We start from the raw sequence: 22,673 nt of genomic DNA, 5'->3' as shown, positions 1-22,673 counted from the left end.
GCGCCCCTCCAGTTCTCTGGCGGACGCCCAATCTAGCTTTTCCCGGCCGCTGCACGGAGCGACCGTGCCGCCTGGAATGCCTTCCCCAGTAGATCGCTCATCCGGTCTAAATCGGCCGGCTTGGCGAGGTAACCGAATGCCCCGAGCCTGGACGCTTCGCTCGTCGCGGCCCCGGCTTCTTGTGCGCTGAACAAGATGACCGGCAGTTTCGGGTCGGTCGCACGAATCTGGTCGAGCAGGTCGAGCCCGGAGCCGTCCGGCAAGTGTAAGTCGAGCACAACCACGTCCGGCCGCTCGGCGTTGAGCCGGCCGACTCCCTCGGCGACGGATCCTGCTGTGCGTACCTCCACCTCGGGGGACGCAAACACACGTCGGAGAGCGTGGCAGATGAGAGGTTCGTCATCGACAACAAGAAGGATAAGCCGCGGCATGTTCGCCCCCAAAACCTCCAGATGAACGCGACCTCTACTATCTGCAATCGGGATGGCAGTGACTGACTTGCCGCTCAGTGGGGCAACCGTTGTGCGATGTGGACGACCATCTCATGCGGCCTCGCCGTTCCCTTGCGTTCGTGGGGATCGGTTGGACGAGCAAATCATTACGTGAAGCGTAAACGCCAGAGATTGGGCGGACAGTGGCTTGGTGAACAGCGGGACGTCACTCGTACGGCGGAACCCAGCCGCGGCGGGGGGATTGATCTCGCCCGACATCGCGCAGCGAATCAGGGAAGGGGCGCACTGTGCCAGTTCGGCAAGGACCACTCCACCATGAAGGGTGGGTGACTGGAGATCGACGAGGGCGACGGCAATCTGGTGTCGGCAGACACGAAAAATTTCAATCACCGAGGCCACGTCCTCGGCCACCCATACTCTCCAGCCTCCCGCCCCCATCCCGCGGGCCAGGTCGGCACCAGCCCGGACGTCTGGATCGAGGACAAGAATGCCCGGCTGATGAGTCGGGCCAGCGTCAAAGGGCGTCATGACAATCTTCCCGTGTTTTTGGGTCGTAATGCTCAACGACCCCGGCGACCACCTGACCCGTCCGGGGACGACCAACCGTTCCTCGCCACTCCAACAACCAGACGCGAACCGCGAGCGGCGACGGAAGCCCCGGAGGGGTTAGCTTCGGCGAACGTAATTACCAAATGGCCAGGCTCGCTAACTAACACGCGAGCCACCAAGTCGCGGCACCACGCATTTGCCCACTGTAGGACTGTTGATGGAAGCCCGACCAGGAAACGGATCGCAGTAACTACCGTATCCTTTGGGCACTCGCGCCGTTTTGCCAACCGCCACGTGCAGTGCGAACGGAGGAATTTAATGGCATGAGAACTGGGACGTCGTGTCGCATCGTAGGCAAGTCCGGTGCCGAACATCGGATCAGGCCCACCGTTTCCAAGTACGACGGGAACCACAGCCACACGCCTCGAGACATCAAATTTCGTTGTGATTCCTCCGCAAGGACTTCCACACGGGCGATGGGGCTCCGCCGAGTACCCTCGACTGCCACTTACCAATCCCCATTCGCAATTCAGTTCGTCCGAACTGGTTAACACTACAGCGCGGGTTTGTTGCCCGCCATGCAGGTGAAGAGTCGTAGTCCTCCCGCCCAGGTCTGGAGGCAAGACGGGGTAGCCCGCGCACCTTGCGGCCCTGGGTTTCGCGGGTAGACTACTCACCCATGACCTGGTCGTCCCGCATTGGCGAGCGGAGGCAATGGATGGAACTTCTCCCGCTCGACTGCACAGACCAGGCCATCATCGGTGTCGCCCGCCGGTGGACACCCGGGAACGGGATAAAACTGGTTAGGGCCGCGACCCCCACGGAGAGTGCGGTGGTTGTTGTGAAGTCCGGCGAGGCCGTCAGGGTGGTGTCGTTGAGGGTGTTCTGGTACAGGGCGACGGACACGAACCAGCACGCCGCGGAGAGCGCGACGAAGATCAGCAAGGCGACGAGGTACGGCACGGCGGGTGCCCTCTGTTTGGGTTGGTTGAAGACGTGTTGCGCGGGGTCGAGCGGCGGGTCGGTGAGCGGGTTGTCGGAGCCGAGGTCCGGGTTCGCACGGGCTGACGCACCCCACGCGGGGGTGCTTGACCGGCCGTACCCTTCGCTTGACGCCGACCCTCCGTTCACCCATCCGCCGCGTCCAACTCAGCCCTGGCCGAAGCCGAACAGTCCGGCCGAGCGGCGGAACCACCGGCCGACCTGCACGGCGACCGCGGTGGCCGCTCCGCACACCCCGCTCACCGCCGCCGAGACGGTGTGCGGGCACGCGTAGCTGACGGCGGCGACGGCCACGCCGACGCCGGCCCCGACCGCCAGCATCTGCTTCAGCGGCATGATCGCCGACAGGGTGCGGGCGGTGTTCACCACCGCGGCCTTCGCGGCCCGGCACTTGCGAACGGTCGCGTCCTTCGCCGCCGTGCACTTCTCCCTCACCCGGCCCCAGAACTCGGACTTCGCGGGGCCGGCCACGGACGACGGGGCGGGCGTGGCCGACGGTTCCGGGGCGACGGCCGGCTGGGCCGCCGGGGCCAGGCCGGCGATCAGGGTCCGCAGCTCCGGGTTGGTCAGCAGTTCGAGGATGACGTCGCGGACGGCCTGGCGTGCGCCCTCGCGGGTGGCGTCGGCCACCGCCTCCGGGAGGCGGTCGGCGATGCAGTCGATGATCCCGTCGAGGCGGTCGAGCTGGTCGGCGAGTTGCTTGCGGGCCGGCTTGCCGTTGGTCATGGTGGCGGTCGCGGTCATGGCCGTTCTCCTTCGGGGCGAGTAGGGGTTAGTTCGGGGTTCTGTAGTTGTGATCAAAGGCGGTACGAGTGATCCGGTTCGTTGCGTTGTGTGTGCCCCGGCCCGCTCCTGCGCGCACCCCGGCTGTGACCCACGGGCGGAAGGCCCTGGGGCTGGGGACGGGCGGGCGGCGTGAGCGGACCCGGGCGGACGGTCAAAAGTGTTCGAGCCGGGCGGCCCCGTCGCCGAGGGCGTCGGTGGCGGCCAGCACGTCGGCGGCCGCGGCCAGGACGGCGACGGCGGTGCGGGCGAGCGGCCCGCCGATGACGCCGAGCAGGCCGACGCCGAGACCGAGCCCGGCGGCGGCCAGCAGGGTGCCCCGGCGGACCAGCCACCACCGGGCGACGTACACCCCGGCGGCGACGGCCGCGGTCACGCCCGCGTTCACGGGGGGCGGCTCATCGGCCGGGGCCTCGTGCCGCCCCGGGGCGGTCCGGCGTGCACCGCGACTGTAATCATCGTCCTCGTCATCGCGGCCGGCGGCCCACGGTTCGCGGGTGCGCCCCCAGCCGTCGCGGTCGTCCTCTTCCTCGCCCGCGTCCCAGCGGGACGCGGCCGGGCGTGGTGCCGGCGGCCCGGTGCTGCCGGCGACCATCGCCTGCACCACCTGCCGCACGGCGTCGCCGACGGCACGGCTCAGTTCGCCCGCGACGGCGACGCGGACCCGCTCCTTCAGCTCGGCCACCGTGCCGGCCAGCCCGGCCAGTTGGGTCTTCACGACTTTGGTCACGGCTGAGCCCCAGGTCCGAGGTTAAGGGCCTTCAGGCTCGACCACACCTGGGTCAGGGCCTTCTTCTCCTTCTTCTGGTGCTTGAGCGAGGCCACCAGCCGCGCGGCCGCGGCCAGGGCGTCGCCCAGAGCGGCTCGCAGCTCCTCGGCGAGCAGCAGGGGATCGGCGTCCGGCGGGTCGTGCCGGCCGTTGGGCGGGTGCCCGTTCATCTCGTGCTTCACGACGGCTCTCCTCTCGGTGGTGTTGTGGTCGGTCTTGAGGGTGTCGGTTTCGGGCGTCGGCCCGACCGCGAGGGCCGGGTCGAGTGTCACGGTCAGCAGGGTCGTGCCCTCGCCCTCGAACACGACGGGCTTGTCGGGCGTGAGGTGGGCGGTCCGGCATCCGAGGGCGAGGGCACGGGCCAGGACGCTCCGGTCGATCGCCGCCCGAACAGGTGGCCCGGTCGAGGTCGAGCGGTGCAACCGCACCTCCTTGACCGTCCCGGCCTTCGTCTCGCCGGCCCGCAGAACCACCCCGCCGTGGTGGACGGTTCGCGTTCGCCCTGTCGAACCAGATGCGTTCGGACGCCGTGCACACCCTGTGGCACCGGGGTGACGGGGCCGCCGCACTCGCGATCGAGTCCGAGATTCGGACCCGGGTTCAGGCCGCGAACAGCGTGCTCAACGGTCTTCGCGAAGCCCTGACCCGCCGTTCCAGGTGCCGGAGGTGACGCTGACGTGCCTCCTGTTACCCGGCGTCCGCACCGCCTCGGACGCTCCGACCACCGACGAGTAAACCTCCCACCGACGAGTGCCCCCATGCCCCCGAGCGCCCCCTCCGTCACTGCCCCGCTCCGCCACCTGTCGATCCGCGTGCCCTGGCACGACGCCGGTTGGGCCGGCACCGTGTGCGACGACCCGACCGCCAACACCGCCTGCCTGGTGCTCAAGCGGATCGGGGCCGAGCGGGACGACGCCGCCGAGCAGGCGGCTCTGGCCGGCTGGTTCGCCGGCGGCGACCCAGGCCCCGGCGAGGACGAGCTGTTCGCCCAGTTGAACACGTTCGGCCCGTCGGACCGCCTCCAAGTGTTCTCCTGGCGGACGCCGGACGAATGTCAACAACGCCTGATGACGGTGCTCCAATCTGAACTGAAACTGACCGGACCTGACGACCAACTCGCCTTCGACAAGTCGCTCGGCGGGGCCGAGTGCCGCGGCCCGCACGCCTCCGGGTCACTTGGCCCAGTCGGCGGGCCGCGTAAGCTGAACGACTCGACCCGCGTCCCGTCCCGCAACCGGAGGTCGAGTTTGTGCGCGCCGGGCCTCCGTGGTCTCGCACCGTGGTCGGGAACCGCGCGGTCGGGGTCACTTCATCGAGGAGCAGAAACATGACGAACGCCTTCGGGCTCGCGGCGATCTGGTTGGCTCTCGTGGCCGTGGCCGGCAGGCCGCCGACCGGGTTTGCCCGGGACGAGAAGGGGCCGCTCGCCGCCCTCCCCAGCAAGCCGGGGCCGCACGTCGAGAAGATCAAGGCGCTGGGCGACAACGAGTGGCTGAACCTGGGTGCGCCCGCCGCCGACCCGAAGTGGGGCAAGGCGCGGGGCAGTTCGTGGGGCGCAAAAGCCCTGATCCTTGCAACCGACAAGCGGGGGGCGTTCCTCTTCGGCGAGGGCGTTCACGGCTACGTCAAGCCGGACGGCCACGCCATGGACGACCTGTGGTTCTACGACCTCAACGCCCACGCCTGGACCTGTCTCCACCCCGGCACGGACACCAAGACGTTCACGCAGCGGGTCAAGGACAAGGAACTCGTCATCGGCGGCGACGGGCAGGTGGTCGACAAGGACAAGCAGCCCGTCCCGGTCCACCAACTCGTCCACGCCTGGGGCTACCTCGCCTACGACTCCGACCGGCAGAAGTTCGCCTTCCTGAGTTGGAACGGCACGGCGGGCGGCCCGGTCCCCCGGTACTTCCTGGGCGGCGAGAAGCAGATGGACGAGGGGCTGAAGCTGCTCGAAGAACAACTGAAGGACAAGAAGAAGCGGGTCTTCTCGCCGTGGTTCTACGACGTGGCGTCGGGGAAGTTCGAGCGGTCCCCGGCGGACAACACGACGGCCATCAACGCCGGGGGGTTCCCGCAGTTCCACTACCTCCCGTCCAAGAAGCAGTTCTTCGCCGTGGGGTCCGACACCGTGGCGGTGTTCGACCCGGCGAAGGGCCGGTGGGCCGACCTCAAGCCGAAAGGTCCGAGCCCCAAGGGGTACGACGCCTGCGGGTGCTACGACGCCAAGCGGGGCCGGTTCTACCGCCACGACGGCGACGGGTCCAAGGGCGAGGGACTCATGGCGTACGACATCGGGGAGAACGCCTGGAGCCACCTGAAACCCACGGGAACAGCCCCGCCGCCGGCGAATACGAACGGTGCGTTCTACGAGTACGACGCCCGGCTCGACGTCGTGGTGGCGATCCACTTCAAGGGCAAGTCGCCCGGCGTCTTCGTGTACGACCCGAGGGCCAACGCGTGGGCCGACCCGCTCCCGCTCCCGGCCAACGGCCCCAAGTTCCCGTCCGCCGCCAACACCTTCTACGACCGGGAGTTGAACGCCTACGTCTGCCACGTCGCCGGGGACAGCAGGGACGACGGCGTGGTGTGGGCGTACCGGCACAAGAAGTGAGGTCGTGGTCCCGGGCGAGCGGCTTCCTCGTGAACGTGATCCCGTTCACCCAATCCAAAGAGTTGGCCGAAATCAGTGGGGCGCTGATAGGTCGGGAGCGACCACCGGCTCGTCGACCCGGAGCCGCGGGCGACGTTGCCGCGTGCGGGGCACAGTGAGACATGACCGCCGCGGACGCCCGGACCACCGCCGCACGTCCACAGCCGGGGGGAAGAGGGCTTCTACGTCCCCGACGGCGAGATCACCTTCACCGTCGAAGGCGAGCGGGTCGCGGCGACGGCGGGGGCGTTCGCCAACATGCCGGTCGGCACGCCCCACTCGTTCAAGAACGAAAGCACCGAGCTATCGAGGATGTTGGTCTCCGCCGCCCGGCCGGGGCGGAGCCGATGGTCTTCGGGGTCGGCGGGCCGCTGGCCGAGGGGGCGACGACCGCCGCCCCGCCCACGAGGGACGAGATCGAGAAGCTGCTGGCGGTCGCGCCCAAGGACGGGGTCGACATCCCGCTCCCCGGAGAATGACGTGAAGCGGGTCAGTGCCGACGCACTCGCTCGTGTCCGCGACGCGGATCTGCTCGGGCTCCAAGAGAGCGTGAGAGTGTACGAGTGGCTCGAAGCCCACAAGGGGGAGCCGAACAACCCCGTCTTCCAGTTCGTCTTCCGCTCGTACTACCGCATCGACAGCGCCGGGCTGACCGCCCGTTGGAAGGCACGGTCTTTCGAGTTCCTCGGCCGCCGGGAGGGCGGGTTGGGGACGATCCTGGAGGGGTTGTACCAAGTCCCGACGGCGCGGAACGTGAAGAGCCTCCAGTTCAGCTTCGCCACGAAGCTGCTCCACACGCTCGACCCCCGTCAGCCGATCTACGACTCCAAGGTGGCCGAGTTACTCGGCCTGCCGGTGAAGAAAGGGAAGGACTTCACCGCCAACGTGGACGCGTGCGTCGCCGCCTACGACGACCTCCGCGAGGTGCAGCGCCAACTCCTCATAGACGAAGGCGTCGCCCACCGGGTCGCGGCACTGAAGGCCCGCTACGACTCCCGGGTCAGCGACGAGTAGGCGCTCGATTTCCTGCTCTGGAGCGTCGGGAAAGAGCGCGGAATCGGAGCGGGGATCGGCGTCGCGGTTGCGAGATGACGAGGCCGAGGGGCGTCGGCGGTCTGACCCCGCAGTGCCGCGGGCAACAGTCGCCGCGAGAGCGGGGTTCGAGGCGTCGAGGTGGCCCCGTACCCGGTTCGCAGCACGCCGGAGCAAGTCGGGGCTGCCCTCAAAGTCAGTTTCGCGCATCGACGGGGCGAACCCCGAGCATCAAGCTGGGTGGTATTTCATCCACCCCCGCTCCCTCACAGCTTATCGGGCCGTTTACTTCCCTTCAGGGTCGGTGCGGAACGGCAGGGCGGGCAGGCCGTCCTTGTTGAACAGGTTCGCCCACGGCTGCTTCGACGAGAACGCGTACCGCACGGCCGTCGGCTTCGGCACTGCGGCGCTCGACACGACCACCGTGTCGCCGTCGATGACCGCGTCGGCCCAGTGGAACATGAGCGCGCCCATCAGGGTGAACTGATCGACGCCGTTGATCGCCGTACCGCTCTCGCCTTGATCCCACAGCACGCCACGAATGGCGAACGGTTGCATCGGCCGGATGTGGGACTCGTACAGGTGACCGATCTTGCCCGTCGATTCGCCGGCGGCCACGGGCGCTTGCGGCTTGCCGGGCGGGTTCTTGCCGTCCCTCTTCGCTTGCTCGGTGGCCTTCTCCCACGCGACGAGTTTCTCCTCGTAATCCTTCTTGGCTTTATCGAGGTCGTAGGTTGCGGCGAACTTCTTCACGACGGTCTTGCAGGCTTCGTCGTTGCGGTAGGCCGAGTCGCTGAGCCAGAAGCCCGAGGGCGTGCCGCCGACGGCACCGACCATGAGGCCGACGGGCACGTCGAGTTCCTTCTGGAGCCGCACGCCGAACGCCGAACGCGAACAGGATCGCCGAGTGACTGTTCACCGTCTTGTCGTTGGTTTCTTGCCACCCCCGGCCACTCTGGCTGAGACGAATCGTCGGGTACGAACCGGTGGCGAGTTTCGCGAGCACTTCGTCGCCCTTGGCATAGCCGCCGACGGTGCCTGCCATGTTCGATTGACCGGACCCGACCCATACTTCGCCGACGAGCACGTCTTCGAGTGTGAGGGTGTTCTTGCCGGCAACGGTGAGTGTGTCGGGGCCGCCGGCCTTGAGGGCATCGAGTTTGACGAGCCACTTGCCGTCCTTGTCGGCAGTTGCGGTCTTGGTTTGGTCGCGGAACCTGACGGTGACTTCCTCACCGGCGGCAGCGGTGCCCCAGACGGGCACCGTTGTTTCGCGTTGGAGAACCATGTGACTGCTGAGAACGGGCGGCAACTTCACGTCGGCGCTGGCTTGCTGTGGAAGCAGCGTGCAGGCGAGTGCGGCGAGGAGACCGCTCGCAATTCGTGGGAGGACCATCGGGGCAGCGTGGGAATGAGGAAGGGGTGGGGCTTCGGTCGGCGGCGCTATTATCGGCGAAAAGTGCGAATTGGCGAGCGACTGCAACGCTCCGTGCGTTAACGGGATTACAGCAGGTTGAGTGTTCCCCGTGTGACACCGAGTTGCTTGAGCGCTCGAAGTTTCCGCCACGTTTCACGGCCATCGTCGAGGCCCGCAATCACACGAGTGAGGTGGTCCCCGGCCGCTCGCCCGCTCCTGAGCCCGCTGCATCAGTTCGGTTCCTGGTGTTCGGCGTCACCGACTACGCGGGCAAGACGATGAACGCCCACTACGGGGCGGTGGCCGCGAAGGAGCCGCGTGACCCTGATGTCCGGGACGCGTGCCGGCTCCTGGGCGGGCGGCTGGACGAGCGGGTCGCCGTGGTCGCGGGCGGCCGGAGGGACCAGCACCCGCTCACCAAGCCCGAAGCCCGGACGCTGCTCGGGTGAACGCTTGACCGGCCCCGCCCGGACCCCGAACGACACGGCCCCTCGCCGACACGCTGGCGGTCAGCGAACTCCTCCTGGGGGACACGGAAGACCTGATCCACAAGGCGACCGGCTGGACGCTCCGGGAGGTCGGCAAGAAGGACCAGGCCGTCCTCGAAGGGTTCCTCGACCGGCACGGGGCCGTCATGCCCCGGACGATGCTGCGGTACGCCATCGAGAGGTTCCCGCCCGACCGGCGGCGGGCGTACCTTCACAGGAAGTCGAACCCGAGTGGGGTGCCGTCGGTGGCCGTTGACGAGCCCTCGCCGACCGCGACGCCCGGGGCGGCCCGTGAAAGCTGCTCCTGAGAGTGTTCATCTGAAGCGCGAGGAATTCGGGCCAGGCGCGAAATCGTCTCCGTGGCCCTCACGCGGCCCAGTGGGCGGAAGGGGGAGGGGGAGCCGTTGAGCGGGCGATCGCCCCGCCACGGGGTCATTGCGGCCTTAGAACGGGCCACGGGGCCGGCCTCGTTCAAGTGCAGATTCCTCGTCAGTTGAAGCAGGACGCGTTCCCGGCACCCCCACGCGAGCCGGCACTTCTCGAATCCACTTTTGGAATCCACGCCGTCTACGCCGGCGTCGATGTCACCCGGAGCAAATTTGGGGGGCATTTCCGTCGCACGTAGCCGGGAGCAGGGTGTGGCGTGCGGCGGCCTGTGCCCCCTCACGTTCGGTGACCCCCGAGTCCGGCGGACGGTGACTTGAGGACCGACGCCGCCCGCATTTCAAGGTCGAGAGGCTCGTGGTGGCGTGTCAGGATTTGACGAAGGACGGCTGAATCCTTAAGATGCCGTCCGCAACTCTTGCTTGCTCCAGACTTTCCCCCGGCCCGCAGGCAAGAGCGGTTCGCCCCGGTTCGGGCCTGCCCCACCTTTCGGGGACGGAACCCGGTCGTGACGGACCCTCCTAACGAGCCGCGACCGCCTCTTCACACGTCTCCGGTGACTCGACCGCCGCGGTCGTCGGGTTCGCCCCGGCCTGCGGCGTCATCCTGACCGGCGTGTGGTTGACCGAGTGGGTGTCACTTTTGATGGGGGCCGATGAACGACTCGACGCCGGACGAACTGAGGCGGGGGGATCGCCCACATTTCCGGTGGCTCGACTACGCCGCCGCTGCCGTCGCCGTCGTCGCCGCCACGCTCGTGCGGCTGGCACTCGACCCCGCCCTCGGTGACAACTACCCGTTCGCCACCTACTTCGGGGCCGTGGCGGTGATGGCGTGGTACGGCCAGACCCGGCCCGCCGCCGTCGCCCTCGCCGCCAGCGGGTTCGTCGCGTTGTACTTGTTCGTCCCGCCCCACCACACGCTGGCCCTGACCGGACCCGGCGTGCTGGTCGGGATGGTCCTGTTCCTCGCGGTCGGCGGGGTGATCGTCGCAATGGGCCATGCCGTGCGGGTGGCCCGAAGCCGAACCGCACGCCTGTTGGCCGAGGCCGTCGTTCGGCGGGACGAGTTGCAGCGGGCGGCGGAAGATCGGGGCGAGCAGGCCGAGCGGCTGCGGACGACGCTCGCCAGCATCGGGGATGCCGTCATCTCGACCGACCGCGGCGGCAACGTCACCTACCTGAACGCGGTGGCCGAGTCACTGACCGGGTGGACGAACGACGACGCGGCGGGCGTGCCGCTGGTGCAAGTGTTCCACATCGTCAACGAGTCCACCCGCCGGCCGGTCGAGAACCCGGCCGCGAGGGCGTTGAAGGAGGGCGTAATCGTCGGGCTGGCGAACCACACCGTCCTGATCGCCAGGGACGGCACGGAGCGACCGATTGACGACAGTGCCGCCCCGATCCGGTGCAAGGCGGGTGAAATCGTCGGGTGCGTACTGGTGTTCCGGGACATCAGCGAGAGGAAGCGGGAGGAGGTCGCCCAGGCCGAGCGGACCCGGCTGGTCGGCCTGCGGGCCGATGTCAGTACGGCCCTCACCTCGGCCCGGCCGACGCCGGACGCCCTGCACCAGTGCTGCGAAGCCCTCGTCCGGCACCTGGGCGTGGCGTTCGCCCGCGTCTGGACCGCGGACGACGCGGACGCCGTACTGGAGTTGCGAGCCAGTGCGGGGATGTACACGCACCTGGACGGGCCGCACAGCCGGGTCCCGGTCGGCCAGTTCAAGATCGGGCGGATCGCAAGCACCCGCCGGCCCCATCTCACCAACGGCGTGCCGGGCGACCCGAACGTGAGCGACCACGAGTGGGCGGCACGCGAAGGCATGGTCGCGTTCGCCGGCTACCCGCTGATGGCCGAGGGCCGGGCGGTCGGGGTGGTGGCGATGTTCGCCCGCCGCCCGCTCAGCGAGGGGGTCCTGACCGAACTGGCTCCCGTGGCCGACCAGATCGCCCTGTACGTCCGTCGCAAACTGGCCGAGGCCAGCCTCCGGGAGAGCGACGAGTTCAACCGCAGCCTCATGAACAGCAGCACCGATTGCATCAAGGTGATCGACCTGGACGGGCGGCTGCGACACATGAACGCCCCCGGCCTCTGCTCGATGGAGATTGACGACTTCGGGCCGCTTTGCGGTCAGCCGTGGGAGGCGTTGTGGCCCCCGGCGGCGGCGGAAGAAATCCGCCGGGGCGTGGCGAGTGCCGCCGCCGGGACGCCGTATGCTTTTCAGGCGTTCTGCCCCACGGCCAAGGGAACCCCCCGGTGGTGGGAGGTCGCGGTCACGCCCGTCCGCGACACCCCGGACGGGCGAGTCGTGCGGCTCCTGGCGGCGTCCCGCGACATCACCGCCCGCCGGGAGATGGAGGAGTCACTCCGGGAGAGTGAGGCCCACTTCCGCAACATGGCCGACAACGCCCCGGCGATGCTGTGGGTGACGGACGCCGCGGGTTCCTGCACCTACCGGAGTCGGCGGTGGTACGAGTTCACCGGCAGGCCGGCGGGCGGGGACGTCGGGTCGGGGTGGGTGGATGCCGTCCACCCGGACGAGGCGGTGGCGACGAACGACAGGTTCCTCGACGCCGCCGGCAAGCACGTCCCGCTCGCCATCGACTACCGCCTGCGGCGGTACGACGGCGAGTACCGCTGGGCCGTCGATGCCGCCTTCCCCCGCTTCGACGGCGGCGTGTTCCGGGGGTTCGTTGGGTGCGTGTTCGACGTTCACGACCGGAAGCTGCTGGAGGACGAGTTGCGGGTGATCGCCGCGGACCTGTCCGACGCCGACCGCCGCAAGGACGAGTTCCTGGCGATACTGGCCCACGAACTCCGCAACCCCCTGGCCCCGATCCGCAACGGCCTCCAGGTCATGCGGCTGGCGAGGGGCAACGGCGAGGCCGTCGAGAAGGCCCGCTCGATGATGGAGCGGCAACTCGGCCAGATGGTCCGGCTGGTGGACGACCTGCTCGACATGAGCCGCATTAACCAGGGGAAGCTGGAACTCCGCAAGGAGCGAGTCGAACTGGCGGCGGTGGTGAACAGTGCGGTGGAAACCAGCCGCCCGCTGGTCGAGGCCGGAGGCCACGACCTGACGGTGGTCATCCCGCCGGAGCCGGTGTTCGTGGACGCCGACCCGACCCGGCTCGCCCAGGTGGTCGCCAACCTGCTGAACAACGCCGCGAAGTACAGCGAGCGGGGCGGGCACATCACGCTGACCGCCGAGCGACGAGGCGACGAAGCGGTGGTGAGCGTCAAGGACACCGGGGTGGGAATCCCGCCTGACATGCTGCCGAAGGTGTTCGACCTGTTCACGCAGGTGGACCGGTCCCTGGAAAAATCGCAGGGCGGGCTGGGCATCGGCCTGTCCCTGGTGCGGCGACTGGTGGACATGCACGGCGGGACCGTGGAGGCCAGGAGCGACGGCCACGGCAAGGGCAGCGAGTTCGTGGTCCGGGTGCCGGTGGTGGCGGCGGACCGCCCGGTCGAGCCGCCGGCCGAGGACGGCGGGGCGGCACGCCCGTCCGCCCGCCGCATCCTGGTGGCCGACGACAACGTGGACTCGGCGGACTCGCTGGGCCAACTGCTCGAACTGTTCGGGAACGAGGTCCGCACGGCGAACGACGGGCTGGCGGCGGTCGCGGTGGCGGGGGACTTCCGGCCCGACCTGATCCTGCTCGACATCGGGATGCCGAGGTTGAACGGGTACGAGACGTGCCGCCGCATCCGGGAGCAGGCGTGGGGCGGGACGGCCTACATTGTTGCCCTGACGGGGTGGGGTCAGGACGACGACAAGCGGCGGTCGAAGGAGGCGGGCTTCGACCACCACATGGTCAAGCCGGTGGACCCGGCGGCTCTGGAGAGGTTGTTGGCCGGGTTACAGCCCGCGACGGCATGAGCGTCGGTCGTGCCGACACGGGGTAAGCAGTCCGTTCCTCGACGCCCGGTTCCCGACCCGGTGGGCTTCGTTTCGCGGCCCGACACGAGGACGACTTCCCGCCAGTGGCCCGGCAGGGTCGCTGCCTCGTGGCGGTACGCCCACCACGTGTGCGCGATCACCGCCGGCCCGCCCCGCTCCGTGACGAGGACGCCGTCCTTGAACTCGCAGTCGGAGGTGTCCTTGCCCAGGTCGCCGTACCCGAGGGGGGATTGTCCGGGGCGTACAGCATGGCCCAGGAGAGCGACGGCAGGTCGAACTCCCACACGTCGTTGAGCCGGTGCGGGACGCCGTGGTTGGCCCCGCAGAACAATCCCCGCTTGCGGTCCGGTGCCCAGCACATTTTGATCGTGAAGTCGCAGCCCTTCGGCCCCGTCCTGTGCAGGTCATACTTTTTGGCCGTGCCGTTGAACACGCCCACCACGTCGGCCTTACCCAGCAGCACCGCCTGGTTCGGCTTGAGGGCCGCGAGTTTCTTCAGCACGGCCGGCATCGGGTCGAGCCTCGGCTCCACACTTGCGACCGGGACGCCGGCTGCGAGTCGGCTGAGGCCGCCTGCGAGGGCAAGGGGCGAGTTTCAGGACGTGCGGCGGTCGGCGTGACGGGATGTGTGGCTGACGCACGGGTTCTCGCCGGTGAGGGGCGGGACCGGCGATTGTACCCCGTAGCGTCGGAGCACGGCACCCGCTTCAACCCGCCCGAGACCACGTTGGTGTCGGCCCTGTTGGCGATCACGCTGCCCACTCCGCTTCTACGAGTCGGCCGCAAGGCATTTTAATCTCCCTGCTAATCTAAAGATCAAGACACACCAGGCGACTCCTCACGTCGCCGCCTGGGTGCAGTGGGGTAGTAAGAAGCGGTTGTAGCCGACCCCAAGTCACGAGCGGAGGGTCTCTTGCTCGCCGACGGTGCGTATTATCAAATCCACCTTTTGGGTTGAGTTGATCGTGCGACGGGTACTCTCGACGCGGACGTGCTCGACTGTCACCGGCTCGGACTCGCGTCACCCGAATCGGAGGCATCTCGCGTGCGCCTGCTGTTCGCGTGCGCCCGGAACCGCCTGCGGAACCCGACCGCCGAGCGGGTGTTCGCGGGTGTTCGCGGCCGTGCCCGGCGTCGAGGCCGAGTCCGCGGGCGTCGCACCCGACGCCGAGACCCCGTCACGCCCGAACTGCTCGCCTGGGCCGACGTGGTCCTGGTCATGGAGCCGGCGCACCGGGCGAAGCTCGCCCGATTGTTCCCCGCCGCACTCCGCGGCAAGCGCGTCGTGTGCCTCGACGTCCCCGGCGACTACGAGTACATGTGTGCCGAACTGATGCGACTCCTCCGTGAGCGGGTCGGTCGAGCCATCCCCGCACTCGCATCCGATGCGTCGGGGTTCACCCCGACGCACACCCTGGACCGACGCAGCGATTGTGGTGGGGCCACCCGGGAGGGGGGCTGCCGGCTACCCCCGCGTCGGTCGACGCTCCGCCGTTCTGCTCGGCCCCGTCACGGTACAGGTGAAATCACGCCGGAGGGCCTGTGTGACTCGTCGGAGTGCCCAGAATCGTCGTGGCTCGCGTTGTGCGCAGCGTCCATAAGGGTTCTTTTACTCTGTATAACCATAGGTTAGTAGACGACCCCCCGTCGCTCCGCTCGGGGGGGTCTCGAAGAACCGTTAGGCCGACGGGTGCGCCGCGCACGACGGTCAATAAGTGGTTATTGGCGACGCACAGGCCCACTTCACCTCACGACGACCTCCTTCGTTGGCGACGCCCCGGGGCGGGCGCAGCGCCTTGTGCGGCCCGACCGACGCAAACACAACGGCCGCGGCTCTTAAAGCCACTATTGGAGTTTATCCCTGCCCCTTCTCACGACGGGCCGGTCCAACGGGAGAGCGCCCTCCGGGTCGGCCTCTCGGTTCTCCGGGCCGACGACGGGTCCGTCGGGGGCGCGCGCGGGGGCAGGGCGGTCGTCCTCCGGCCGGCGACGAGCAAGAGCCTCGGCGACCCCGGCCTGCTCGACCAGGTGCGGCTGGTACCAGGCCGGGCGACGTTCGACGTGGCCCACTTCAACAAACGGGACGCACGGCGAGGCGACACGGAAACGGAAGTGGAATACGCCAAGGCGATCCCCGAACTGGTCGCGGCGATCCGCAAGGGCGCGCCGGGGGCCGAACTCGTGCGGGCCAGCGCGACGCCCGTCCGCGTGGCCGGGAGTATCGACCGACTCGACCCCAGGACCGACCGGGTGGAGGCCCGGAACACCACCGCGGCCGGGGTCACGGCCGGGGAGAAGACCCCGACGGACGACCTGCTCGCACTCGCCGCCGACACGCCGGACCTGTTCTCCAAAGACGGCGTCCGCCTGGACGCCGGGGGCTCGACAGTGCCGGGCGAGCGGGCCGCGGCCGAGGCGACCGGACTCTCGGGCGACAGCAAGGAGTGATCCCGGCCGTCGCGTGGCGACCGGAACACGGATCGCCCCCACGTGACCGGCGGTCGGCCCGCCGCATACGATGTCCGTCACTGCCGGCGGTCGTCCCGCACCCGTCGACCGGCAGGTGCACTCCGGGGCCGCGGCCGCCGCCGACGAGTGCCGGGAGCGTACGGGGTCTACTCGCCCGGCACCCGCACCGAGGGACGCCATGTTGGAGGACTGCCGCCCGCCGGGCCGCCTCGGTCGCCTCCTGGGCCGGTGGTCGTTCGCCGCGCTCGTCGGCGAGCCGCACGCCGAGACGTGGCGGGAACGCGTCCTCGAACTGGGGCTGAAGGTCTGCGCCGTCCTGGGCTCGGTCGTCTACGTGCCCAGCGTGGCCGTCGCGGTCCGGTCCGAGAAATGGGTGGTCGCCGCCGTCGACACCGCCGCCATCGTGGCGGTCGTCGCGCTCCACCGCCTCCGCTCGCGCGGCTACCGGCCGCGGGCCGTGGCCTTCTCCCTCGTGCTGTACGCCGTGGGCGTCGCGCTGCTGGTCGAGGTCGGACCGATCTGCCAGATCTACCTGTTCGGCTTCTCGATCATCGCGACGCTGCTCCTGGGTGTCCGCGTCGGCATGCTCGCGGTCGTGCTGAACGCGACCTCGCTGATGGCCGTCGGGCTCGCCGGGCACGGGTCGCCGGCGATGGCCGTGAGTTGGCACCCCACGGGGCCGGTCGCGTGGGTCGTCACCACCATGAACTTCGTCCTGGTGAACTTCGTCCTGGTGCTGGCGGTCGGGGTGGTGCTGGCGACGCTGGAGCGGATCGCCCGGCGGGAGGGCGAGGCCCGCGACGACCTCGAGCGCGAGCGGGCGGAACTGGTGTCGGCCAACGCGGCGCTCGACCGGCAGGTGCGCGAGCGCGAGGCGCTCGAGAGTCAACTCGTCCAGGCCCGCAAGATGGAGGCGGTCGGGCAACTGGCGGGCGGGGTGGCCCACGACTTTAACAACCTCCTGACCGTCATCAACGGGTACAGCGAACTCGTGCGGGACGCGCTCCCGGACGGGGACGGGCACCGCGAGATGCTGACGCAGGTCCGCGACGCCGGGGAGCGGGCCGCGAACCTCACGCGGCAACTGCTGGCCTTCAGCCGGCGGCAGGTGCTCGCCCCGCAGGTGCTCGACCCCAACGCCGCGGTGGCCAACGTCGAGGCCCTGTTGACCCGCCTCATTGGGGAGGACGTCCGGGTCGCCACGGTCCTGCGGCCCGGCGTGGGCCGCATCCGGGTCGACCCGGGCCAGTTCGAGCAGGTCGTCATCAACCTGGCGGTGAACGCCCGCGACGCGATGCCCGCGGGCGGCCGCCTGACCATCGAGACCGCGAACCTCGACCTGACCCGTGAGGGCACCCCGGGCGACTGGGGCGCACCGCCCGGGGCGTACGTCGCCCTGCTGGTGTCGGACACGGGTTGCGGAATGCCCGCCGAGGTGCAGGCCCGCGTCTTCGAGCCGTTCTTCACGACGAAGGAACTCGGCAAGGGCACCGGCCTGGGCCTGTCCACCGTCTTCGGAATCGTCAGGCAGAGCGGCGGCTTCATCGACGTCTCCAGCGAGGTGGGCGTCGGCACCCGGTTCAGGATTCTGTTCCCGGCCGTAACGGACGACGTGGGGCCCGTGCCCGTGCGCGACGCCCCCGCGCCGCGGGGGTCGGAAACCGTCCTCCTCGTCGAGGACGAGGCCGGAGTCCGCGGCCTCGCCAGGCTGGCCCTGGAGTCCCAGGGCTACCGGGTGCTGACCGCCGCGAGCGGGGCGGAAGCGCTGCGGCTCCTTGCGACCAACGGCGACGGGGTCGACCTGATCGTCACGGACGTGGTCATGCCGGAGATGAGCGGCCGCGAGTTGGTCGAGCAGGTCCGCCGGCTCCGGGCGTCGGTCCGGGTGCTGTACATGAGCGGCTACACCGACGACGCCGTCGTGCGGCACGGGATCATCGGGGAGGTCGACGCCTTCTTGCAGAAGCCGTTCTCCCCGCCGGCGCTGGTGAGAAAGGTGCGTGAGGTGTTGGACGCGCGGCCGAGTTGAGGTGCGGGCGGGGCCGACGGCCTTGCGGCTCGCCCGGGCGAGTGCCGGGGCCGTGCGGGCTCACCGTCGGAGCGGGGCACGCACACCCGCGCCTGCCGGGCGGTCGAACTTGCGGTCAACACGTCCTGATCCGCCCGTTCGGGGGGATGCGCGTGCGCCTGCTGTTCGTTCGCCCGGAACCCACTGCGAATAGTGGCGAATCCGAGGTGAGCCGGACCTGAACCGCCGGCCCCACTCCCGACGCCGTCCGGATGCCCGGCGGGCCGGGCTTTGACGCCCCGGACCTGCCGCGATAGGACAACATCCGGTTGGGAACCACCCCAAGGGAGCCTCGGATGGATGCGGACGGCCTGGACAGCGAGGACGACGAAGCCCTTGAAGACGAGTGGCGGGACCGGATCACGCGGCACCTGCCGGCCCACGTCCGCCCCGACGCCTGGGTGGTGAAGGCGTTCGAGTCGGGGACGGTGATCGCCGTCGCCCTCACCCTGGAGGGCGAGGACGGGGCCGAGTCGGACGAGCCGGTCACGGTGGCGGCCCTGGCCAAGGTCGAGGGCGGCGTGTTCGAGTCGGAGGACGGGGAGCAGTCCGCGCCCGTGTGGTTCTTCCCCGGCTGCAAGGAGTGGTCGCTGGAGAACGCGGCCGAGGCGGAGGGGGACGCGGCCGCCTACCTCGCCGGCCGGATCGCCCGCGCGGTGAAGTGAGCCGGGGACGGCCCGACGCGTTCCGTTGCCGGCGGCGTGCCCGTGGCCGCCGCCGCGCGATGCGCCTGCGGGCGTGGTAGTGCCCTCACCTCCGCGCTGGCCGCAGTACGGCCAGGTGCCGAGGTCACTCGTCCCCCGCCGCATCGGGCCGGCCAGGGCACCCTCCGCCGCCCTCGGCTCAGGCACCCTGGCGGGGTGGTGGCGACACCGGGTCGGGGCCGGCGGCGTCCTCGCACCGGAAACCAGTCCGATGATGCGCCAAGCCACTCCGCTTCCGTCATCGCTCGCCCCCTGGACCGGCCCCGATGATACCCCGGCCCCGTCGCGAGCGGAACGGGAACGCGACCGGGCCGCCGGCCTTCGCGGACTGCTGCGGACCTTGACCATGTGGTCCGGGTCCAGGGGCGGGGGTGCGCGACACGGACCCCGGTTCGCCCCACCACGTCACGCGCCGCCCGCCGACCCGACCGCCCGCTCGCCCTTCGACCGACGCCGCACGACCGCATCGTACACGGCATCCCACACGGCCGCTTCCCGCGCCGCCCGTTCCATCGCGGCCCGCGTCTCCTCGACACGTCGCGCCGCCGCTTCCAGGCGGGTGAGGGCATCGGGCGAGTTGTCGAACAGGGCGTCCATGTCCGGTTCCATCGGGCGGGGGCGACGGGGTCGGGATGCTCACCGGACGCTCACGTCCCAGATGCGGATGTCGTGTGCCCGCCCGTCCGGGCCGAAGAGGACGAGGAGTTCGACCTCGTCGGTGACCCACCGGTCGTACCCCTCGTACCCGACCCCTCGGGGGTTCACGAGGACGTAGCCCTTGAGGGCGTCCGGGACGTAATCACCGGGCGGTCCGCCGACTGCCCGGGTGACCTCCTCCCGGGTCATCCCCGGCCGGACCCGCTCGATCGTCTCCCGACGGGGGCCGGCCGCCCGGGGCGGGGGTGCCGCCGAAACTGGCGGCGGTGTCACCGTTCCGGCGGCGGCCGGGACGGGTACCTGTGGGGCGGGCGTCTCGTCACGGCTGCCTCGACCGCACCCGGCGGCCACCGCCGCTGCCAGCGACAGGCGCAGGGCGGCTCGTCGCACCGGTCCTCCTTGGGAGTCGAACGCGTACTGAAATGGCTCCCGTCCAATCTATCACCGCTCCGGGTCGGGTTCACCGGAATGGGCACGCGCTGTTCACTCCGGTGCCAGGGCGGACGGGGGCCGGCACACGGGGGTGTGCGGCCAGCGATCGGAGGCCGAGTCCGCCTTCAGCCGGCACAAGTGGCGACTCGGGAGCTCGCTCGGCAGGCGGTCCGACGCCTTCCGGGCTGCGTTCGACGCCGGAAGCAGTTCGCCGCCCACGCCCTCCACCCTGTCTCGGCGCACGGGCGGGAGCCGGGCGGCACCGGCACCGGCTCGGGTGGTGCGCCCGCCACTTCGGGGGTATGGTCGGCGCGGTGTCCGACCCCGTCCCAGAGCCGAAGGCATGCCCCACAGTCGTCACCTGACCCGCCGGGAGGCGCTGGCCCTCGGCCCGGTCGCGGCCGCCTCGCTCGTCGCCGTTCCGGCCGCCGCGATCCCGCCCCCGGTGGCGTCGAAGCACACCTCGGCCGTACTCCTCACCTCCGCCGACCTCACGCGCGTCCACACGTTGGTCGAGCGAACCAACGGGTTCCGGGAGGGGAGCCCGGCGAACGGGGTCGCGTTCTCCCCGGACGGGAAGCTCGCCGCCGTCGGCGGAAGCCACGCCTTCGCCGCAGTGTGGGATGTCGCGGCGGGGAAGCCGGCGATCAAGCTCGGGGAGGCTGCGGCCCTCGCGTTCCGGCCGACGGGCGAGGTGGTGACGGCCGACGTCGGGAACTCGGACCCCTCCTCGCGCGGGGCGTGCGTCGCGTGGACGCTCGGGCGGAAGGAGCCGGCCGAGTTGTTCACGTTCCGCCTGGAGCGGGTCGTGTTCAGTGCGGACGGCCGGTTCCTGGCCGGGCCGACCTTCCCGAGCAAGCGGGACGCCGCCACCCTGGTGCTGTCCGTTGCGGACGGCACGGAGGTCTTCCGCGTCCCCCACGCCAGCACCGTGTTCGCGGTCGCGGGCGGCCGGGTCGTGGGGGGCAAGTGGCCGGCGAAAGCGGGCGGCGTCTGGACCGTCCGGGTGTGGGGCCAGGACGGTAGGGCGGTCGCCGAGATCGAGGGGGCACCCCCGGTGGCGGGGAACGACGCGGTGGTCGTGCTTCGGGGCACGGACCCGGCCGAGGTGGTCGTCTGGAACCCGGTCGCCCGGACGAGGGCCGTGCTCAGGCACCGGCACGCCGAACTGACGGCGGTGGGCATCTCCGCCGACGGGAAGAAGGTGGCGACCGCCGGCCCGCTAAAGGTTCCGCCGGGTGAGGTCACGTACGGCATCTCGCCGTCACAGGTGGCCCAGGTCGTCACGGTCCGGGACGCGGCCACGGGCAAGGAGGGGGCGTCGGCAGAGGTCGGGAACGTGCGGTTCCAGTGGCTGGCGTTCTCGCCGGACGCGAAGCAGTTGCTGGCCGCGGGGAGCGAGAACGTGATGCGGTAGTGGAACGGTCGCGCCGCATCCCTTCGCGGTGTCCCGAATGCAGGCCCCCAGGGGCCTTGCACGACGGCCGGCGTCCTCAAGGCACCACCCGGGCAGCGGAGGGCGCGACCGCAAGTGGTTGCCGCTCGCGGGCCGCCCCGGGGTGACGGACCGGTCCCGGCCGTCGAGGTGGCAGATGTCGTCCGGGCACGGCCGCGGCAGCGGGCACCACCCCCGCGGTCTTCGACGGCCAGTCAGCACCGCCGGCCCGACCCGCCGCGGCATGCCGGGGAGGGACCGCGGGCCAACCCGGGTGCCCGGTTCGCCACAGCCCGCCCGTCCGCCATCGGGTGGGCGTCTCCGACGGCACCCGGTTGCCCGGGGTGCTCCTGTTGGCCCGTGTACCGCGCCCGGCGCGTCCGTCGGGGTCAGGCCGCCAGCCGGACCCGGGCCGGGGCCGGCACCTTCAGTTCCGACTTGAACAGCCGCCGGCCGGCGTCGGGCGAACCCGACCACTGCTGCATCTGAATCGTGGACGCGTGGCCCCGCTCCTCGTCGTCGAGCAACTCGAGGAAGGACTCGACGTACTCCTGGCGGACCTGGGTGGACGAGCGGCCGACGAAGATGAGGGCGTCCGGGCGGTCGTCGAACACGACCACGGCGCGCCAGTTCTGGGCCTTGGACTCGGTGGTGATGAGCATCGCGGTACCCTCCGTGGCTGGTGCAGGCGTCGCCGTCCTGGCGACCGGGGTAAGATTGCAGGTGCCGCGGCGGGGGTCAATGACGATCCCGGGATTCCGGTGAGATTGCCTCACGTCCCGCACCCCACCGGGGGCCGACTACTCCACGACTGCGTCCCGCCGGACCGGGAGCGCGAGGCGGCGGGCCACCGGCAGGAACCGGGCCGGGTCGGCGAAGAGGAACTCCGCCGCCTGGCCGCCGGTCTCGATGCCCAGGAACCGCTCCGGCCGGCCGCCGTCCGCCACCGCGAGGTTCACCGCCGCCGCAGCAGCCATGTTGTACCAGTCCCCGAGGTTCTCCGGGTCGAACTCGCACACCCGCCCGGCGTGAACGATCTGCACCCGCAGCGAGCCGTCGGGGTCGAACCCGTCGTCGGCTCCAGAATCCGCCTCCGGGTCTTCGCCTTCTCCGCCGTCCCGGTCCTCGTCCTCGTTGGCCGCTTCCTCGCCGGGGGTCCGGATCGCGCAGTCGGGCGCGAACCCGCCGCGGGAGTCCCGGCCGAACCGCACCACAACTGGTCGTGGGGGCTCGGCCGCCCGTCGGACCCGGCGTCGAACGAGACCAGGAGGCCGGCGGCGTCCAGGGCGCAGCGGACCGAGCCAGGGTCGGGTCGAGTGGACCCGTCTCTTGGTGCTGGAACTTGCGACCGGCCTCGTAGGCCCCGCCCACCGGCATCGGGAGGAGACCGGCGGCCGCGAGCCCCCCAGGGCGGCTCGGGGGTCGAGCCCCTCAAGTCCCCACAGGGCGACCGCCCGGGTTCGCGGCGACAGGTT

General features: G+C 70.3%; 23 protein-coding genes and 1 pseudogene. 12 read left to right on the top strand and 12 right to left on the bottom strand.

Annotation, left to right across the window (positions count from 1 at the left end; translation table 11 throughout):
• Positions 1–32 precede the first annotated feature (32 nt).
• From ACTIGN_RS23320 to ACTIGN_RS23295, 6 genes are all read right to left on the bottom strand, one after another.
• Positions 33–431 carry a response regulator gene (locus tag ACTIGN_RS23320; RefSeq protein WP_439628334.1) on the bottom strand — a complete coding sequence of 133 codons (399 nt, stop codon included), beginning with the start codon at positions 429–431 and terminating at the stop codon, positions 33–35.
• A gap of 111 nt (positions 432–542) precedes the next feature.
• Complete coding sequence (locus ACTIGN_RS23315; protein WP_439628332.1) at positions 543–980, bottom strand: hypothetical protein; 438 nt, start codon at positions 978–980, stop codon at positions 543–545.
• A gap of 690 nt (positions 981–1,670) precedes the next feature.
• Positions 1,671–1,964: a hypothetical protein gene (locus tag ACTIGN_RS23310; protein WP_439628330.1), complete on the bottom strand. Its 294-nt coding sequence runs from the start codon at positions 1,962–1,964 to the stop codon at positions 1,671–1,673.
• A 186-nt stretch (positions 1,965–2,150) separates the two neighbouring features.
• On the bottom strand, positions 2,151–2,747 hold the full coding sequence (locus tag ACTIGN_RS23305) for a hypothetical protein (RefSeq protein WP_439628328.1): 597 nt from the start codon (positions 2,745–2,747) through the stop codon (positions 2,151–2,153).
• Between the two features lie 193 nt (positions 2,748–2,940).
• Positions 2,941–3,516, bottom strand: a complete 576-nt coding sequence (locus ACTIGN_RS23300) for a hypothetical protein (RefSeq protein ID WP_439628326.1) — start codon at positions 3,514–3,516, stop codon at positions 2,941–2,943.
• On the bottom strand, positions 3,513–4,028 hold the full coding sequence (locus tag ACTIGN_RS23295; RefSeq protein WP_439628324.1) for a hypothetical protein: 516 nt from the start codon (positions 4,026–4,028) through the stop codon (positions 3,513–3,515). The genes ACTIGN_RS23300 and ACTIGN_RS23295 overlap by 4 nt, the downstream gene beginning before the upstream one ends.
• 285 nt (positions 4,029–4,313) lie before the next feature.
• Between ACTIGN_RS23295 and ACTIGN_RS23290 the strand changes: the two genes are divergently transcribed.
• The 5 genes and pseudogenes from ACTIGN_RS23290 to ACTIGN_RS23270 all read left to right on the top strand — a co-directional run bounded on the left by ACTIGN_RS23290 (position 4,314) and on the right by ACTIGN_RS23270 (position 7,222).
• Entirely contained in the window at positions 4,314–4,886 is a 573-nt protein-coding gene (locus ACTIGN_RS23290) for a hypothetical protein (RefSeq protein ID WP_439628322.1), read from the top strand.
• Positions 4,883–6,169, top strand: coding sequence for a hypothetical protein (locus ACTIGN_RS23285; RefSeq protein ID WP_439628320.1), 1,287 nt, complete (start codon positions 4,883–4,885; stop codon positions 6,167–6,169). The genes ACTIGN_RS23290 and ACTIGN_RS23285 overlap by 4 nt, the downstream gene beginning before the upstream one ends.
• A 225-nt stretch (positions 6,170–6,394) precedes the next feature.
• Positions 6,395–6,469: pseudogene (locus ACTIGN_RS23280) on the top strand (hypothetical protein); the annotation flags it as partial.
• 86 nt (positions 6,470–6,555) lie between these two features.
• Positions 6,556–6,687: a hypothetical protein gene (locus tag ACTIGN_RS23275; protein WP_439628318.1), complete on the top strand. Its 132-nt coding sequence runs from the start codon at positions 6,556–6,558 to the stop codon at positions 6,685–6,687.
• Position 6,688: 1 nt separating this feature from the next.
• Positions 6,689–7,222, top strand: a complete 534-nt coding sequence (locus tag ACTIGN_RS23270; RefSeq protein ID WP_439628316.1) for a hypothetical protein — start codon at positions 6,689–6,691, stop codon at positions 7,220–7,222.
• A gap of 303 nt (positions 7,223–7,525) precedes the next feature.
• Here ACTIGN_RS23270 and ACTIGN_RS23265 read toward each other — a convergent pair whose 3' ends face one another.
• Positions 7,526–8,116, bottom strand: a complete 591-nt coding sequence (locus ACTIGN_RS23265; RefSeq protein ID WP_439628314.1) for a hypothetical protein — start codon at positions 8,114–8,116, stop codon at positions 7,526–7,528.
• Between the two features lie 732 nt (positions 8,117–8,848).
• Between ACTIGN_RS23265 and ACTIGN_RS23260 the strand changes: the two genes are divergently transcribed.
• The 3 genes from ACTIGN_RS23260 to ACTIGN_RS23250 all read left to right on the top strand — a co-directional run bounded on the left by ACTIGN_RS23260 (position 8,849) and on the right by ACTIGN_RS23250 (position 13,412).
• Positions 8,849–9,106, top strand: coding sequence for a hypothetical protein (locus tag ACTIGN_RS23260; protein WP_439628312.1), 258 nt, complete (start codon positions 8,849–8,851; stop codon positions 9,104–9,106).
• A 53-nt stretch (positions 9,107–9,159) separates the two neighbouring features.
• Complete coding sequence (locus ACTIGN_RS23255) at positions 9,160–9,453, top strand: DNA alkylation repair protein (protein WP_439628376.1); 294 nt, start codon at positions 9,160–9,162, stop codon at positions 9,451–9,453.
• Positions 9,454–10,184: 731 nt separating this feature from the next.
• Positions 10,185–13,412 carry a PAS domain S-box protein gene (locus ACTIGN_RS23250; protein WP_439628310.1) on the top strand — a complete coding sequence of 1,076 codons (3,228 nt, stop codon included), beginning with the start codon at positions 10,185–10,187 and terminating at the stop codon, positions 13,410–13,412.
• A gap of 157 nt (positions 13,413–13,569) precedes the next feature.
• Here ACTIGN_RS23250 and ACTIGN_RS23245 read toward each other — a convergent pair whose 3' ends face one another.
• The gene (locus tag ACTIGN_RS23245) at positions 13,570–13,944 is read right to left on the bottom strand and encodes a hypothetical protein (RefSeq protein ID WP_439628308.1); all 375 of its coding nucleotides are present in this window, start codon (positions 13,942–13,944) and stop codon (positions 13,570–13,572) included.
• A 1,337-nt stretch (positions 13,945–15,281) separates the two neighbouring features.
• Here ACTIGN_RS23245 and ACTIGN_RS23240 point away from each other — a divergent pair.
• The 3 genes from ACTIGN_RS23240 (at position 15,282) to ACTIGN_RS23230 (ending at position 18,635) form a co-directional block, all read left to right on the top strand.
• Positions 15,282–15,881: a hypothetical protein gene (locus ACTIGN_RS23240; RefSeq protein ID WP_439628306.1), complete on the top strand. Its 600-nt coding sequence runs from the start codon at positions 15,282–15,284 to the stop codon at positions 15,879–15,881.
• Between the two features lie 199 nt (positions 15,882–16,080).
• The gene (locus ACTIGN_RS23235) at positions 16,081–17,931 is read left to right on the top strand and encodes a response regulator (protein ID WP_439628304.1); all 1,851 of its coding nucleotides are present in this window, start codon (positions 16,081–16,083) and stop codon (positions 17,929–17,931) included.
• 335 nt (positions 17,932–18,266) lie between these two features.
• Positions 18,267–18,635, top strand: coding sequence for a hypothetical protein (locus tag ACTIGN_RS23230; RefSeq protein WP_439628302.1), 369 nt, complete (start codon positions 18,267–18,269; stop codon positions 18,633–18,635).
• Between the two features lie 444 nt (positions 18,636–19,079).
• Here the strand turns inward: ACTIGN_RS23230 and ACTIGN_RS23225 are convergent, their stop codons facing one another.
• Together ACTIGN_RS23225 and ACTIGN_RS23220 are read right to left on the bottom strand one after the other, a co-directional pair.
• Positions 19,080–19,271, bottom strand: a complete 192-nt coding sequence (locus tag ACTIGN_RS23225; RefSeq protein WP_439628300.1) for a hypothetical protein — start codon at positions 19,269–19,271, stop codon at positions 19,080–19,082.
• Positions 19,272–19,310: 39 nt separating this feature from the next.
• Positions 19,311–19,520, bottom strand: coding sequence for a hypothetical protein (locus ACTIGN_RS23220; protein ID WP_439628298.1), 210 nt, complete (start codon positions 19,518–19,520; stop codon positions 19,311–19,313).
• Between the two features lie 586 nt (positions 19,521–20,106).
• Between ACTIGN_RS23220 and ACTIGN_RS23215 the strand changes: the two genes are divergently transcribed.
• Positions 20,107–21,180, top strand: a complete 1,074-nt coding sequence (locus tag ACTIGN_RS23215) for a WD40 repeat domain-containing protein (RefSeq protein WP_439628296.1) — start codon at positions 20,107–20,109, stop codon at positions 21,178–21,180.
• 407 nt (positions 21,181–21,587) lie between these two features.
• Here ACTIGN_RS23215 and ACTIGN_RS23210 read toward each other — a convergent pair whose 3' ends face one another.
• The gene (locus ACTIGN_RS23210; RefSeq protein ID WP_439628294.1) at positions 21,588–21,860 is read right to left on the bottom strand and encodes a hypothetical protein; all 273 of its coding nucleotides are present in this window, start codon (positions 21,858–21,860) and stop codon (positions 21,588–21,590) included.
• A gap of 138 nt (positions 21,861–21,998) precedes the next feature.
• Positions 21,999–22,409, bottom strand: coding sequence for a hypothetical protein (locus ACTIGN_RS23205; RefSeq protein WP_439628292.1), 411 nt, complete (start codon positions 22,407–22,409; stop codon positions 21,999–22,001).
• Positions 22,410–22,673: the final 264 nt, after the last annotated feature.

It is taken from the genome of Gemmata sp., from assembly GCF_051859125.1.
Taxonomy (GTDB): Bacteria; Planctomycetota; Planctomycetia; order Gemmatales; family Gemmataceae; genus Gemmata.
The sequence above is the reverse complement of the archived record's forward strand: the minus strand, read 5'-3'. Positions and strand labels throughout refer to the sequence as shown.